The 14,813-nt window shown below is 49.2% G+C and carries 17 protein-coding genes; 6 read left to right on the plus strand and 11 right to left on the minus strand.

The genetic code is table 11. The features are described from left to right. Window positions 1–570 precede the first annotated feature (570 nt). The 3 genes from AB4H76_RS10330 to rlmA all read left to right on the plus strand — a co-directional run bounded on the left by AB4H76_RS10330 (window position 571) and on the right by rlmA (window position 1,911). Complete coding sequence (locus AB4H76_RS10330) at window positions 571–714, plus strand: DUF2627 domain-containing protein (protein ID WP_001295496.1); 144 nt, start codon at window positions 571–573, stop codon at window positions 712–714. 12 nt (window positions 715–726) lie between these two features. Next, window positions 727–936: a transcription antiterminator/RNA stability regulator CspE gene (cspE, locus tag AB4H76_RS10335; RefSeq protein WP_001062678.1), complete on the plus strand. Its 210-nt coding sequence runs from the start codon at window positions 727–729 to the stop codon at window positions 934–936. A 165-nt stretch (window positions 937–1,101) separates the two neighbouring features. After that, a complete protein-coding gene (gene rlmA / locus AB4H76_RS10340; protein ID WP_000010115.1) occupies window positions 1,102–1,911 on the plus strand; it encodes a 23S rRNA (guanine(745)-N(1))-methyltransferase in 810 nt (269 codons plus the stop codon). On the opposite strand, the gene mntP is transcribed toward rlmA, so the two are convergent. From mntP to manX, 5 genes are all read right to left on the minus strand, one after another. Continuing rightward, complete coding sequence (gene mntP / locus AB4H76_RS10345; protein ID WP_001296134.1) at window positions 1,908–2,474, minus strand: manganese efflux pump MntP; 567 nt, start codon at window positions 2,472–2,474, stop codon at window positions 1,908–1,910. The genes rlmA and mntP overlap by 4 nt on opposite strands. A 428-nt stretch (window positions 2,475–2,902) precedes the next feature. Next, on the minus strand, window positions 2,903–3,361 hold the full coding sequence (locus AB4H76_RS10350; protein ID WP_000156255.1) for a DUF986 family protein: 459 nt from the start codon (window positions 3,359–3,361) through the stop codon (window positions 2,903–2,905). A 54-nt stretch (window positions 3,362–3,415) separates the two neighbouring features. Further along, window positions 3,416–4,267: a PTS mannose transporter subunit IID gene (manZ, locus tag AB4H76_RS10355; RefSeq protein ID WP_000228655.1), complete on the minus strand. Its 852-nt coding sequence runs from the start codon at window positions 4,265–4,267 to the stop codon at window positions 3,416–3,418. A 12-nt stretch (window positions 4,268–4,279) separates the two neighbouring features. Then, window positions 4,280–5,080: a PTS mannose transporter subunit IIC gene (gene manY, locus AB4H76_RS10360; protein ID WP_000406926.1), complete on the minus strand. Its 801-nt coding sequence runs from the start codon at window positions 5,078–5,080 to the stop codon at window positions 4,280–4,282. A gap of 62 nt (window positions 5,081–5,142) precedes the next feature. Continuing rightward, complete coding sequence (gene manX, locus AB4H76_RS10365; protein ID WP_000150543.1) at window positions 5,143–6,114, minus strand: PTS mannose transporter subunit IIAB; 972 nt, start codon at window positions 6,112–6,114, stop codon at window positions 5,143–5,145. 316 nt (window positions 6,115–6,430) lie between these two features. Between manX and AB4H76_RS10370 the strand changes: the two genes are divergently transcribed. Both AB4H76_RS10370 and yoaE read left to right on the plus strand, forming a co-directional pair. Further along, window positions 6,431–6,589, plus strand: coding sequence for a protein YoaL (locus AB4H76_RS10370; RefSeq protein ID WP_001327808.1), 159 nt, complete (start codon window positions 6,431–6,433; stop codon window positions 6,587–6,589). Next, the gene (gene yoaE / locus AB4H76_RS10375; RefSeq protein ID WP_100678957.1) at window positions 6,577–8,133 is read left to right on the plus strand and encodes a CNNM family cation transport protein YoaE; all 1,557 of its coding nucleotides are present in this window, start codon (window positions 6,577–6,579) and stop codon (window positions 8,131–8,133) included. Before AB4H76_RS10370 ends, yoaE begins: the two co-directional genes overlap by 13 nt. Before the next feature lie 3 nt (window positions 8,134–8,136). On the opposite strand, the gene AB4H76_RS10380 is transcribed toward yoaE, so the two are convergent. The 4 genes from AB4H76_RS10380 to pabB form a co-directional block, all read right to left on the minus strand. Continuing rightward, window positions 8,137–9,735, minus strand: coding sequence for an EAL domain-containing protein (locus tag AB4H76_RS10380; RefSeq protein WP_001295494.1), 1,599 nt, complete (start codon window positions 9,733–9,735; stop codon window positions 8,137–8,139). 130 nt (window positions 9,736–9,865) lie between these two features. Further along, the gene (gene sdaA, locus AB4H76_RS10385) at window positions 9,866–11,230 is read right to left on the minus strand and encodes an L-serine ammonia-lyase (RefSeq protein WP_000624310.1); all 1,365 of its coding nucleotides are present in this window, start codon (window positions 11,228–11,230) and stop codon (window positions 9,866–9,868) included. Window positions 11,231–11,413: 183 nt separating this feature from the next. Then, window positions 11,414–11,992: a CoA pyrophosphatase gene (locus AB4H76_RS10390; protein WP_000456725.1), complete on the minus strand. Its 579-nt coding sequence runs from the start codon at window positions 11,990–11,992 to the stop codon at window positions 11,414–11,416. A gap of 3 nt (window positions 11,993–11,995) precedes the next feature. Beyond that, window positions 11,996–13,357, minus strand: coding sequence for an aminodeoxychorismate synthase component 1 (gene pabB / locus AB4H76_RS10395; RefSeq protein ID WP_032256196.1), 1,362 nt, complete (start codon window positions 13,355–13,357; stop codon window positions 11,996–11,998). 73 nt (window positions 13,358–13,430) lie between these two features. On the opposite strand from pabB, the gene AB4H76_RS10400 reads away from it, so the two are divergent. Further along, window positions 13,431–13,610, plus strand: a complete 180-nt coding sequence (locus AB4H76_RS10400) for a YoaH family protein (RefSeq protein WP_000457334.1) — start codon at window positions 13,431–13,433, stop codon at window positions 13,608–13,610. 119 nt (window positions 13,611–13,729) lie between these two features. On the opposite strand, the gene AB4H76_RS10405 is transcribed toward AB4H76_RS10400, so the two are convergent. Together AB4H76_RS10405 and AB4H76_RS10410 are read right to left on the minus strand one after the other, a co-directional pair. Continuing rightward, complete coding sequence (locus AB4H76_RS10405) at window positions 13,730–14,029, minus strand: DUF1889 family protein (RefSeq protein ID WP_001111995.1); 300 nt, start codon at window positions 14,027–14,029, stop codon at window positions 13,730–13,732. Window positions 14,030–14,451: 422 nt separating this feature from the next. Continuing rightward, the gene (locus AB4H76_RS10410) at window positions 14,452–14,796 is read right to left on the minus strand and encodes a RidA family protein (protein ID WP_001295493.1); all 345 of its coding nucleotides are present in this window, start codon (window positions 14,794–14,796) and stop codon (window positions 14,452–14,454) included. Window positions 14,797–14,813 lie beyond the last annotated feature (17 nt).

The raw sequence follows: 14,813 nt of genomic DNA on the forward strand, positions 1-14,813 counted from the left end.
GGTCTGACTTCAAATAATTATCATATTATTTATTTGCGTAACGGGATATCAGAAAAAGATATTTTCCTCATTAATTTATTAGGATGTTTACATCGGATTTGTGATTAAGCGTGGTATTATTTATTAGCGAAATGTTTCTCTCTTGATTTTTTGCTCATTCATCAATTTTTCTTATTTTAAATTTTCAATCCCTTTGGGGATTGACTTCTCTTTAGGGTAATTGATAGCCGTTAACTGACTGTTTTATGAGAAAAAGTGATATAACTTTTTATTCATTGCATAGCAAAAAATGTGATATTGCACGCACTATGTAATAACTTCTCCCACTGGCCTGGAACAACTGAACTTATTGAACTATGTTAGAAACTACGCCAGTTTAAGTATCTGCCTGAACTGGCAAGGTTAAGCACAATGATATATCGGCGCGTATTCCGTTGCATAAGTGTGCAAAAAAAGTGGAAGACGTATCGAGATTTGTGCGTCTGATCGAGACATGTTTAAAAATGGCTTGCCATAATTAACGTTGTATGTGATAACAGATTTCGGGTTAAACGAGGTACAGTTCTGTTTATGTGTGGCATTTTCAGTAAAGAAGTCCTGAGTAAACACGTTGACGTTGAATACCGCTTCTCTGCCGAGCCTTATATTGGTGCCTCATGCAGTAATGTGTCAGTTTTATCTATGTTATGCCTGCGGGCGAAGAAAACAATCTAAGGAATTTTTCAAATGGCAAAGATTAAAGGTCAGGTTAAGTGGTTCAACGAGTCTAAAGGTTTTGGCTTCATTACTCCGGCTGATGGCAGCAAAGACGTGTTCGTACACTTCTCCGCTATCCAGGGTAATGGCTTCAAAACTCTGGCTGAAGGTCAGAACGTTGAGTTCGAAATTCAGGACGGCCAGAAAGGTCCGGCAGCTGTTAACGTAACAGCTATCTGATCGAATCCACTGATCTGAAGTGTGAATACGCTTCAATCTCGCTATAAAGCCTCGTCGAATGCGAGGCTTTTTACTATGCTTTATCTTCGCTCCTGGCGTTCGGATATTTGCCCGCCGCGTGATTCGCGTTACACTTGCGGCCTTTAGTATCCTGCCGGAGTTGTCATGTCTTTTTCCTGTCCACTTTGCCATCAGCCTCTTTCGCGTGAAAAAAACAGCTATATCTGTCCCCAGCGACATCAGTTTGATATGGCGAAAGAAGGGTATGTCAATCTGCTGCCCGTTCAGCATAAACGGTCTCGTGATCCGGGCGACAGCGCGGAAATGATGCAAGCACGCCGCGCATTCTTAGATGCCGGACATTATCAGCCGCTGCGTGATGCAATTGTCGCCCAACTGAGGGAACGGCTTGATGATAAGGCCACGGCGGTGCTGGATATTGGCTGTGGTGAAGGGTATTACACACACGCATTTGCCGATGCGTTGCCCGAAATCACCACGTTTGGTCTGGATGTTTCGAAGGTAGCGATAAAAGCGGCGGCGAAACGCTATCCGCAGGTCACTTTTTGTGTCGCTTCCAGCCACCGTTTGCCGTTTTCCGATACCAGTATGGACGCCATAATACGTATTTACGCGCCGTGTAAAGCAGAAGAATTAGCACGAGTAGTGAAGCCCGGCGGCTGGGTCATTACTGCCACGCCGGGACCGCGACATTTGATGGAGCTGAAGGGGCTGATTTACAATGAAGTACATCTTCATGCACCTCATGCAGAACAACTGGAAGGTTTTACATTACAGCAGAGTGCGGAGTTGTGTTATCCGATGCGTCTTCGCGGTGATGAAGCCGTCGCATTATTGCAGATGACGCCGTTTGCCTGGCGTGCGAAGCCAGAAGTCTGGCAAACACTGGCAGCAAAAGAAGTGTTCGACTGCCAGACGGACTTTAATATTCACCTCTGGCAGCGTTCTTATTAACCGTGGAAGTGCGTCCAGAGGATCTGGACGCCGATGCCGATCAGTACCAGCCCGCCGAGAATTTCCGCTTTTTTCCCAATAATTGAGCCGATAAAGCGACCAACCATCATCCCTAATGTTGACATAATCAAGGTTGCACAACCAATGGCCAATGCGGTCGCGATAATGTTGACCTGCAGGAAAGCAAGACCAACACCCACAGCCATGGCATCCAGGCTGGTGGCAATCGCGGTGGTTACCAGTAGCCAGAAACCGTGTCGACGGCGCGGCTCTTCATCTTCATCATCTGCGCCACGAAAACCCTCAATAATCATTCGCCCGCCGAGGAATATCAGCAGCACAAACGCAATCCAGTGGTTCCATTCAAGGACAAACCGGCTGGCTAACATGCCCATTCCCCAGCCGATCAGCGGCGTCAGGGTTTCGACGGCACCAAAAATAAGGCCGGTTCGCAATGCTTCAGAAAATTTCGGTTTATGGAGGGTGGCACCTTTACCGATTGATGCAGCAAATGCATCCATCGACATACCAAACGCAAGAAGAACAGTAGCAGTGATATTCATGACAATGTCCTGACCGGGGTATCCATAAAACACATCATCGCCCCCAGCAAACATGCATACATGAACAACAAGCCGCGATGGTTTTCGCGTTCATGCAGGCATAGCGATTGATGTGCATATGGTCTCGCCTGACTGAAAGTATTCAGTCCGTACGTGCCACGTTTTGCAACGAGTATGTTGACACGTACATTTCCGGAATCTGGAAATCGGCTACTCCCCAAATGAGGGCGCAACCTTAACATATTTTGAGAATATAAAACAACTGTTGGAATATATTATTTCATTGCTTTATTGATAACGATTTACATTTAGATTTATATATCAATGAAACGTTAAAATAAATAACAAATAAGGGAAGAGGTAATATAGCCTAAGCTATGTCTGATTATTAAAAATACACTAAACATAGCTTTGGCTAAATTCATAACTTATTGAGTTGAAACGAGAAGCTTATAAATTTTTTCCAGATCGTCGATATTTCGAACGCGGATTAACAGCCGACGCTGTTCTAATTGCATCACCAACACGCCATCTTCCGACAAGTTCATCGCTTTGATTCGGCTATATTCAATCCAGACATTGGCGAAGAAAAAACCTTTTTGTTTAAAGATGATCTTCGGAACGCGGATCCAGAATATATAAAAACCCATCAGAGCCAGTGCGCTTAATAACCATGTCGTTATTAACGCACCATGATTCGTGACGTTGTTATAGATAAGAATGACAATCAATCCGACGAAGATAACGCTATCGATGCGACCACGCCGGAGCAAAGGAATTGCCAGCAGGGTGGGGCCATTACGGCGGGGCATGATGAACTGATCGTAGATCGCGAAGGCCAGGAGTGCGGCGATGAAAAGAATCAGTACCAGGTCCGTGATTGTCATTAATCCTCCAGATAAAAAAACGGGGCCAAAAGGCCCCGGTAGTGTACAACAGTCTTACAGTCCCAGCAGGCCGCAAGCGTAACCAGCGATACCGATGACGAAGAAGCCAACGATGATCCACAGCGGGTTAACTTTTTTGCGCAGTAGCCACATACAAGCAAAGGTCAGCAGCAGTGGTACCAGGCCTGGCATTAACTGGTCCAGAATAGTCTGGACAGTAGTAACGTGTTCTTTGCCCGTCTGGTCAGTAATGCGAGAGACAACCAGCGGGATGTTGACATGTGTCCACTTGTTAACCAATGCCCCCATGACAAACAGGCCGAGGATAGACGCCCCTTCCGTCAGTTTTTGCAGGAAGCCACCACCCATATCTTTAACGATATCGATACCTTTGGAGTAACCATACGCTACGCCGTAGTAACGGGTTGCCAGACGCACCAGGTTAAACAGGATGAAGAACAGCAGCGGACCTAACAGGCTGCCGCTCATCGCGATACCGGCACCCAGTGCTGCAAATACCGGACGTACGGTTCCCCAGAAGATCGGGTCGCCTACACCAGCCAGTGGCCCCATCAAACCGACTTTGATACCGTTGATAGCACCGTCGTCGATCTCTGCGCCATTAGCACGCTGTTCTTCCAGCGCCAGGGTTACGCCGAGAATCGGCGCAGCCACGAACGGCTGGGTGTTAAAGAACTCCAGGTGACGGCGAATAGCTTGTTTACGAGCTTCGTTGTTCTCAGGGTAGAGGCGACGAATTGCCGGTACCATAGAGAAGCAGAAACCCAGTGCCTGCATACGTTCGAAGTTCCATGAACCCTGGAAGAGGTTAGAACGCAGGAAGACGCCACGAATATCACTTTGAGTGAGTTTTTTCTCGGTGGTAGTTTGAGTTGTATCAACCATTTCGCTCACCTGTTAGTCCAGTTCGTTATCGAGATCGTTGTTACCAGCTGCCTGAGCAGGCGCACCGGCTACGCGGTTGTATTTCGGGCTAAGTTGGATGTAGAGCACTGCCATAACAGTACCAATCACACCCAGAGCAACCAGGTTAAAGTTGGTGAATGCTGCGGTTACGAAGCCGAGGTAGAAGAACGGCATCAGGTAGCCAGCACGCATCATGTTGATAACCATCGCATAACCAACCACCACGATCATGCCACCGGCGATATTCAGACCATTGGTCACCACTTCCGGAATCGCATTCAGCATGTTCTGTACTTCGCTGGTACCAACAGACAGCGCAACGATGACGGCCGGAATAGCCACACGCATTGCTTGCAGGAACAGAGAAGAAACGTGGATCCAGGAAATCGCTGTCAGGTTGCCGTTATCAGCAGCCTTATCCGCAGCGTGCTGGAAAGCAACGGTAATAGTACGAACGATGATGGTCAGTACCTGGCCCGCAGCGGCCAGAGGGATTGCCAGTGCGATACCTGCACCAATGCTCTGATGACCTGCGATAACCAGAATGGTAGAAATGATAGAAGCCAGAGCGGCGTCAGGCGCAACTGCAGCACCGATGTTCATCCAGCCCAGCGCGATCATTTCCAGCGTACCACCGATAATAATACCGGTTTTCATATCCCCAAGAACGATACCCACCAGGGTACACGCGATTAGCGGACGGTGAAACTGAAATTCATCGAGGATTGATCCCATACCTGCGATACAGGCTACGATAAATACCAGCACAATTTGAAGAGTGGTAATCTCCATTGTACTTCTCCTGTTTACGTAAGACTTAAGTGTGAAAACTGAGTGATAATCAACACAATACGTTACTTATCGATTTTGCTGATCAGATCCATCATTTTCAGTTTCGGATCGGTGGAAACCTTACGGACTTCCAGCTCAATACCGCGCGCATTCAGTTTCTTGAACGCCTCGATATCTTTTTCATCAACCGAAACCGCGTTATTCACCTGGGTTTTACCCTGACGGAATGCCATACCACCGACGTTAACAGAGGTGATTTTCACGCCGCCTTCAACGAGACGCTCTACATCTGTTGGGTTGGTAAATAACAGCATTACGCGTTCGCCAGCATATTTCGGGTTGTTGTAGACGCGAATCATTTTGGCAACATCAACTACGTGTGCTGTTACGCCCGGAGGTGCAACCTGGGTGAGCAGTGTCTTACGAACGGTATCCGCAGCCACTTCATCACTAACAACAATAATACGGGAGACATTGGTTTCTTTGGTCCAGCGGGTGGCGACCTGACCGTGAATCAGACGGTCGTCGATACGCGCAAGGCCAATAACCATGTAGTCGTTTGGCCCCATTGGTTTTGCCGGAGTTGGAGCCGCTTTTGGTGCTGCGGCAGCGGGTGCTGGCGCGGCTTTTTCAACCGGTTTGGCTTTCAGTGCTTTCACGCCTTCACGGCCTGTTTCTACTGCCAGTGCCACCAGTTCATCAAAGCTTGGGTCATCATCACGGGCCATTAACGTTTCCACGAGCATTGGAATGTTAACGCCTGCAATGACTTCATAATGCTCTTTGTCGACGACAATGCGGCTGGCAGCATTGAACGGGCTGCCTCCCCATGTATCAACGAGAAACAGCACGCCTTTAGTGGTGTCGAGTTTTGCCAACTGAGCGTTGTACTTTTCAATCAGCGTTTCGGCATTTTCACCTGGAACGAAATCGATCCAGCCGACGTTTTCCTGCTCGCCTAACAGCATTTCTGCCGTTTTAAGCAACTGCTCTGCAGCCCAACCATGTGTGCCTATAACAATAGCAATGGTCACTTGCTACCTCCTTTATTATCGTTAACACCTCAACGTGCCAGATGTATTTTTGAATCGTCGTCCACAATCGAATCGATTCAGATAAGGGCTACAACCAAAAACCCCTGCGTTTCGCGATTTATTTTAGATATCGAAAAAATTATTTTATGTGATGAAGATCCGTAATTTAACTTTCGATTAGCAGAAATTTCGAAAGGTAAAATATCCTTGTCACATTCGTTTGCAAAGGAAGGTAAATCTTTGCCAAATCAGAGGCGTCTCTGATATGTTTAACTCCCGTTTAACAACCATGGAGTATAGGGCAGTAGCCCGCAGTATGGATCGTCACCGACGTCATTTCAGCATCAGGCCTTTTAACGCCTGCCTTTCTGGCACTCTATGCCGCACCTTTCGTTTGCATTTTGTCGTTACGCCTGCATTATTTCTGGCGTCGAATAGCTATTCCTTAAGCAGGAGCTTGTCATGGAATTCTTAATGGACCCCTCAATTTGGGCGGGGCTACTCACGCTTGTTGTTCTCGAAATTGTGCTGGGTATCGATAACCTGGTCTTCATCGCCATTCTTGCTGACAAACTGCCGCCAAAACAACGCGATAAAGCGCGTTTGCTGGGGTTATCACTGGCGCTGATTATGCGTCTGGGGCTGCTGTCGCTGATTTCATGGATGGTCACGCTGACCAAACCGCTATTTACCGTCATGGATTTCTCCTTCTCCGGACGCGACCTGATTATGTTGTTCGGGGGGATATTCTTGCTGTTCAAAGCAACAACCGAACTGCATGAACGGCTGGAAAACCGCGATCATGATTCCGGCCACGGTAAAGGCTACGCCAGTTTCTGGGTGGTCGTCACACAGATTGTCATCCTTGACGCCGTCTTCTCGTTGGATGCGGTAATTACTGCAGTAGGGATGGTTAACCATCTGCCGGTGATGATGGCGGCGGTAGTGATTGCGATGGCGGTTATGTTGCTGGCATCCAAACCGCTGACGCGATTCGTTAACCAGCACCCCACGGTGGTGGTGCTCTGTCTGAGCTTCCTGTTAATGATTGGTCTGAGTCTGGTGGCAGAAGGTTTCGGTTTCTACATTCCGAAAGGTTACCTGTATGCCGCGATTGGCTTCTCGATCATCATCGAAGTGTTTAACCAGATTGCGCGTCGCAACTTTATTCGCCACCAGTCGACTTTGCCGCTGCGAGCGCGTACTGCCGATGCCATCCTGCGTTTGATGGGCGGGAAACGTCAGGCCAATGTTCAGCACGATGCCGATAACCCGATGCCGATGCCGATCCCGGAAGGTGCATTTGCCGAAGAAGAACGTTACATGATTAACGGCGTACTGACGCTGGCGTCGCGTTCTCTGCGCGGGATCATGACGCCGCGCGGTGAAATAAGCTGGGTTGACGCTAATCTCGGGGTCGATGAAATCCGCGAGCAACTGCTCTCTTCACCGCACAGTCTGTTCCCGGTATGTCGCGGTGAACTGGATGAAATCATCGGTATTGTACGTGCTAAAGAACTGCTGGTGGCGCTGGAAGAGGGCGTTGATGTGGCGGCGATTGCTTCGGCGTCTCCGGCGATTATCGTCCCGGAAACCCTCGATCCGATCAACCTGTTGGGCGTGCTGCGTCGTGCTCGCGGGAGCTTTGTTATCGTGACCAACGAGTTTGGTGTGGTACAAGGTCTGGTCACGCCGCTGGATGTGCTGGAAGCCATTGCGGGTGAATTCCCGGACGCTGACGAAACGCCGGAAATCATTACTGATGGTGACGGCTGGCTGGTAAAAGGCGGTACAGATTTGCATGCCTTGCAGCAGGCGCTTGATGTTGAGCACCTTGCCGATGACGATGATATCGCGACGGTCGCGGGCCTCGTGATCTCGGCAAATGGTCACATTCCCCGTGTGGGCGATGTGATTGATGTAGGGCCACTGCATATCACCATCATTGAAGCCAATGATTATCGTGTTGATCTGGTTCGCATTGTTAAAGAGCAACCGGCGCACGATGAAGATGAGTAAGCGTTAACGTAACGGCATAATGGGCGTGATATGTCCATTATGCCGGGCGGGCGGCGGTTGGCTGCCCGCCAGCCATTTGGGAAAATCACGTAGCGGCATCGGCTGTGCGTACAAATACCCTTGCAAAATATGCACGCCATGACGGCGCAAATACTTCGCCTGTTCTTGCGTTTCCACGCCCTCCGCCACCAGTTCAATATTCAGTCTTTGCCCCAGCGCGATGATGATATCGGTCACCGTCGAGTTAACCGCGTCAGAACCTATAGCTGCGGTAAATGACTTATCAATTTTCAGCACGTCAGGACGTAATGTTTCAAGCCAGGAAAACGAGCTGTTGCCGGTGCCGAAGTCATCAATCGCCAGTTTGACGTTTTTACGATGCAGCTCGCGGGCAATCCGATAATCAACATCCAGTAAGGCATCGCGTTCGGTGATTTCGAGGATCAGTTGCTGAATCGGGTGAGCGCTAAACCAGTACTGATTGAGATCTTTTATCAGCACACCACGGCGAAAATGGCTGGGTGCGACGTTAATGCCAACATGAAACTGACTACTCATCGGGAAAACATGGCGCTGACGAATGGTTTCTGCCATCACATAGCGGGTCAGTGGCACAATTAAATGATGTTCTTCCGCGATAGGAATAAACACATCCGGTGAAATCCAGCCCTGACGCGGATTGTTCCAGCGCAGCAAAATCTCTACACCAATACATTGCTGGCTGCGCGCATTAAGCAAAGGCTGACAGAACAATTCGAACTCATGTTGCGCCAGGCCCAGATTGATTTCGCGGGAAAAGCTCATTCGGTAAGCGGTCGCCAGCCAGGCGATGTAGCCCACCAGTAAACTTAGCAGCACCGCCAGCGGTAATTGTGTTGGAAGATAGTGCCATGCCAGCGCCGTAGCCCCCGGACCATTAACGTTAATGGTAAAAGGAAAGCGTTGCGAAGAAACCTGATAGTTTTCATTGTCTTCAGGTTGCGGAAGGGAATCTACCAGCCCATTACCATAGAGCAAATGCCGTTTGTCCACCGTCAGGCTGGCGCTACTGATTTGCGGCAGTTGTGGCTCAAGCAGCATTGCCGTCAGTAAGTCGATGTTAATCATCTCCATGACCCCAGCATTGCTACTGCCCGCTGCAGGCGTCCATTGAATCAAAACCGGACTGCCTTTAATCAGGGCACGGTCGATCGTCAGGCGTAAAAGTGGTTGCGGTGCAGGAAGTTCAGCCAGAATGTCCACGACGGGCACATTGCGATAACCAAAAATGCTGGAGCAATAAAGTGTGCCGTCTTGCACCAGGCCAATGGATCGCACAGTTTGGAGTTTTGCCGCCTGTTTACGTAATGGCAAATGGGCGACAGAGCAGGGCAGACCAATCAGCGGAAGCAAGACTTCGCTACCTGCCTGTAGGGGAAGCAGTACTTTATCTAATTCCTCTACAGCGTGATTGGCGAATTGTACTACCCGTTGTTGATTTAAGTTACGCTGTGAAATAAATCGCACGCTCAGGGTCGAAGCGAGCGTAACGAGTGCGCAAATCGTACAAACAATCATTCGATTACGACGATAGGTTTTAATGATCCGTTGTGCTTTTTGCATGCGGGCCACCCTGTAAGCGTATGGCGACAAACGCCTGACGCAACAGTGGAAGTGTAGTGGGGAATATTACAGCAGACGAGAAAGCGGGTATAAATTCGCCCATCCGTTGCAGATGGGCGAGTAAGAAGTATTAGTCACACTGGACTTTGATTGCCAGACCACCGCGTGAGGTTTCGCGGTATTTGGCGTTCATGTCCTTACCGGTTTCGTACATCGTTTCGATGACCTTATCCAGCGAGACGCGCGGTGCACTGGTGCGGCGCAGAGCCATCCGCGCGGCGTTAATCGCCTTCACAGAGGCAATGGCATTACGCTCAATGCACGGCACCTGAACCTGCCCTGCAACCGGGTCGCAGGTTAAACCAAGGTTGTGTTCCATGCCAATTTCCGCCGCCACGCAAACCTGTTCCGGGCTACCGCCCAGCAGTTCTGCAAGACCCGCAGCAGCCATTGAACAGGCAACACCCACTTCGCCCTGGCAACCAACTTCCGCACCGGAAATAGAGGCGTTCATTTTATACAATGCACCAATCGCGCCCGCTGCCATAAAGTAACGGGTATAGATGTCCGGGCTGACCGATTCAATAAAGTGGTCATAGTAAGCCAGCACTGCCGGAACGATACCGCAGGCACCGTTGGTTGGCGCAGTTACCACACGACCACCGGCGGCGTTTTCTTCGTTAACTGCCAGCGCAAACATGTTTACCCAGTCAATGACATTCATCGGATCGTTAGACAGTTTATCGCTGGAAACCAGCATCCGGCGCAGGGCAGACGCACGACGTGGCACGCGCAGCGGGCCTGGCAGTACACCTTCGGTGTTCATCCCGCGATCGATACATGCCTGCATGGTTTGCCAGACATGCGCGAAATACTCGTCGATCTCTTTCTTGCTGTGCAGCGCCAGTTCGTTCTGCATAGCGAGACCAGACAGCGAATAGCCGGTTTCATTACAGTACGCGAGCAGTTCGGTGGCAGATTTGAACGGATACGGCACGCTCACTTCGTTGGCAGCATCCTGACCAAAGTGTTCTTCATCGACGATAAAACCGCCGCCGATGGAATAATAAGTTTTGCTGTAGACGACTTCATCGCCGTTATAGGCGTGGATTTGCATACTGTTTTCATGCAGCGGCAGGTTGCCGTTATGAAAACGCATCCCGTTGTCGCGCGGGAAATCCACTTCATGCCGTCCCTGTGCCAGCAGCAGACGTTCGCGCTCTTCTACGTCGCGAATAAAACCGGGAATACTGTCGATATCCACGGTGGCAGGTTCGTTACCTGCAAGACCCATAATAATGGCGATATCGGTGTGGTGGCCTTTACCCGTCAGCGACAGTGAACCATAAACGTCCACGGCAACGCGAGTAACGCTATCCAGTAAGCCTTTTTCGACCAGATCATCGACGAACTGTTTACCCGCCTTCATAGGCCCTACGGTATGGGAAGATGAGGGACCAATCCCCACCTTAAACATGTCGAATAGACTAATCACGATAATACTCCTGACAAGGTGACTGGACTTCCAGTAACGAACTAATAACAGCGCATAGTGTAAGAGGGAACGCGGCGACTGGCTTAACTATTCACATGAATTAAACTAATCAAAAACCGCGATTTAACTAATATTGCGATGATTGTCTCAAGTAGTGTTTTGTAGATGTAAAGATAAGTATAGTCAGGGTTTCACACCAATTTGCAGCGCCAGCTCACGAATTATGCCTGCGGTCATTCCCCATACAAAATACTGTTCGTACCAGGACAGCCATACCCGATGTGAATCGCCACGGCGGTAGATATCTAAAGGGTGATAACGACCCAGATGTAATGCCTGGGCGAGCGGCATTTCAAACACCGCCGAGACTTCATCTTCACTGGCGCGATACGGCAGATCGGGCGGGATAATGCCGACCACTGGGGTTACCTGATAGCCAGTTACGCTATCGACGGGCGGCAGCACGCCGATAACTTCAACGGCGGAAGGCGGTATAGCGACCTCTTCTTCAGCTTCGCGCAGCGCGGCGGCGATAACTGATGCGTCCGTGTCATCGACTGCACCTCCAGGGAATGCCACTTGTCCAGCGTGTTTACGCAGATGAATTGAACGCTGAGTCAGCAACAACCCCGGTTGCGGTCGACGGACGATGGGGATTAACACGGCAGCCTGACGATGATTTAGGGTTTCCCGGTTAATTTGCGGGCGCAAAAGTTGAAAGCGAGATAAAAAATCATCAAGCGTCAGGCTACGGTATTCCACGTCTTACTTCTCCAGTTGGCGTAATATCTTATTAACTTTATCAAAAGTTTCCTGATATTCCGCTTCTTCCTGGCTATCGGCGACAATTCCACCGCCCGCAGAGCAGTATATTTGTCCGTTAATGGCAGTCAGCGTGCGGATAGTAATGCTGGTATCCATGTTGCCGCAAAAGCTCAAATAGCCAATGCTGCCGCACCAGGCATTACGTCGCTGCGGTTCCAGTTCGTCGATAATTTCCATAGCCCGTACTTTCGGAGCCCCGGTTATTGAGCCACCAGGAAAAGCTGCGCGCAGCAGATCGCTGGCGTGTAACTGTTCTGGTAGTCGCGCCGTTATAGTGCTGACCAGATGATGCACGGCAGGGAAGGGTTCCACCACGAACAGCTCTGGTACTTTTACCGAACCGGCTACGGCAACACGACCGATATCATTACGCATTAAATCGACAATCATCAGATTTTCGGCACGATCTTTCGCTGAGTTCGCCAGTTTTTCTGCTTGTTTGCTATCTTCCTGAGGATCGGGCATGCGTGGTAGCGTGCCTTTAATCGGGCGGGTCTGGATTTCACTATTATCACAAAGAATAAACCGCTCTGGCGAAAGGCTTAAAATTGCACCCTGTTCAAGACGTAAAAAAGCGCTAAATGGCGCGCGGTTGGCCTGATTAAGCTGAAGGAATGCCTGCCATTCATCGCCAGAATAGGTCGCATGAAAACGCTGGGCGAGATTCACCTGATAGCAATCACCGCTGTGCAGATATTCCTGTACCTGGCGAAATTTTTCGCCGTACTGCTCGCGGGTCATATTGGATTGCCAGTCGGAAGTGAGCGTGAAATCTTCCTGCGGCGAGAATTGCTGGCTTTCCAGCCAGGCCCGACGGGCATTGACATCATTATGACTCAGCAAAGAAACTGTATGACGCTGGTGGTCGACAATGAGCGCCCAATCGTAGATACCCACTGCCATATCCGGCAGAACGATATCTTGTTCCGCAATTTCTGGCAGTGACTCAAAACGGCGGCCCAGATCGTAGCCAAACAACCCCAGTGCGCCGCCCTGAAATGGCAAATCTTCGTTATGCGTTGGGCGAATGTCTGCGCGATCCAGCACCTGCTGGAGCACCTGTAGCGGGTCATCAGTGGTCGTTGTGCGTTTTTCGCTTTCACTAACAACGGTTTCTTTACCGAAAGTGGTTAAAGTGCAAATCGGCTCGGCGACCACAATATCAAAGCGGCTATACGGATGATCGGCATAGCCGGAGTGTAAAAGCATCGCCCACGGCAGGTGGCTTAAGCGGGAGAAATAAAATTCAGCGGCGTCCTGACGCCAGGGTAAAGTAATCACAGCGGGAGATAACGTCTTCATCAGTCCTGACTCTACTGGCTATGTGCCGGGTAGCATGAAATAATTAGCGCCAACAATTTAGCAGGAGTTAACAATGTTTGCAGGTTTACCTTCACTCACCCATGAACAGCAGCAAAAAGCTGTCGAGCGGATCCAGGAACTGATGGCACAAGGGATGAGCAGCGGCCAGGCAATCGCGCTGGTGGCAGAAGAGCTGCGTGCCAACCACTCCGGCGAGCGAATCGTGGCGCGTTTTGAGGATGAAGACGAGTAACACACTAATCCGTATCGATTTCGTTATAGAAGCCGATGATCATTTGATTGTGAGAAAAAGGACGCTTTTTATATGTGATTAAAAGCGTCCTGACCCATTTATGCTGATATAAATTTAACTCAGACCAGTGCTTTTAGTTCTTCCTGCATATATGTTGAAAAGTATTCAGGATTTTTAATCACAGAGCGTTCACCTGTCTCCATTTTTTTTGCCCATCCAACCATTTTTTCCGTGAACCCAGGGTTCCAGCCTTCCTGGTCAGCTCGCGCCGTAATATCAGCGGCACTCGCGGGTACTCCCAGTTCTTTTAAATATTTAAAGATTCCCTTCGCCGTGCTTTCATTCATCGAACTTGGTGTTGGCGCTGATACATCCATGGCACCAATGAAATCCAGGGCTTTATCTATTACAGCAGGCATATTCTTATCCTTAAAATTAACCATGTTATCGATAAGACTATATATGACCTTAATTTGCATCTAATATCAAAGGGATTATAACGATATGGCACGAGTTAACCTGTTGACATTCAGGTGTTTTAAAGGTAGCAGCTCATGGTGTGTTATCCAGTAAGATGGAGAAATTTAACGGTCAGTCCTCACGCTATAACCAGATTATTCAGCTAAGAAAGAAAACCAGAGTTGCTAGTCAGAGGGCGAACACAACGGCATGGTTATGGTTATTTATATAGTTAGTTTTATAGATAAAATTGAAATTATAAAAATAAATAATGAATTAGCAGGAGCATCAACAGGTAATATCTTAATCTCTGGTCGATTTATGTAAAACCGACCAGTATTATCGATAAATTATCGTCTGACTTATTTTGCTTCGATAAAGCTTACACCGCAGCCACAATCTTAATTTCAACTTTATACTTCGGGTTCATCAAACCCGCTTGTACCGTGCAGCGCACCGGCGCATGACCCGCGACAACCCAGGCATCCCACGCTTTATTCATCGCCGCGAAGTCGTTTTTATCGGCCAGGAAAATGGTGGCATCCAGAATGCTCGATTTATTGCTGCCCTGTTTTTCCAGCACGGCATCAATCTGCGCCAGCGTGTTGGCGGTTTGCTCAAAGGCATCGGCGTCGAGGTTTTCCGGTACACCAGTGTAGTAGAGCGTGTTGTTGTGGATTACCACATCAGACCAGCGGGCTTCAGCATCGATACGAACGATAGTCATCATTTTGTCCTCATTAT

This window comes from Escherichia sp. UTM R2 (assembly GCF_048593455.1).
Taxonomy (GTDB): domain Bacteria; phylum Pseudomonadota; class Gammaproteobacteria; order Enterobacterales; family Enterobacteriaceae; genus Escherichia; species Escherichia coli.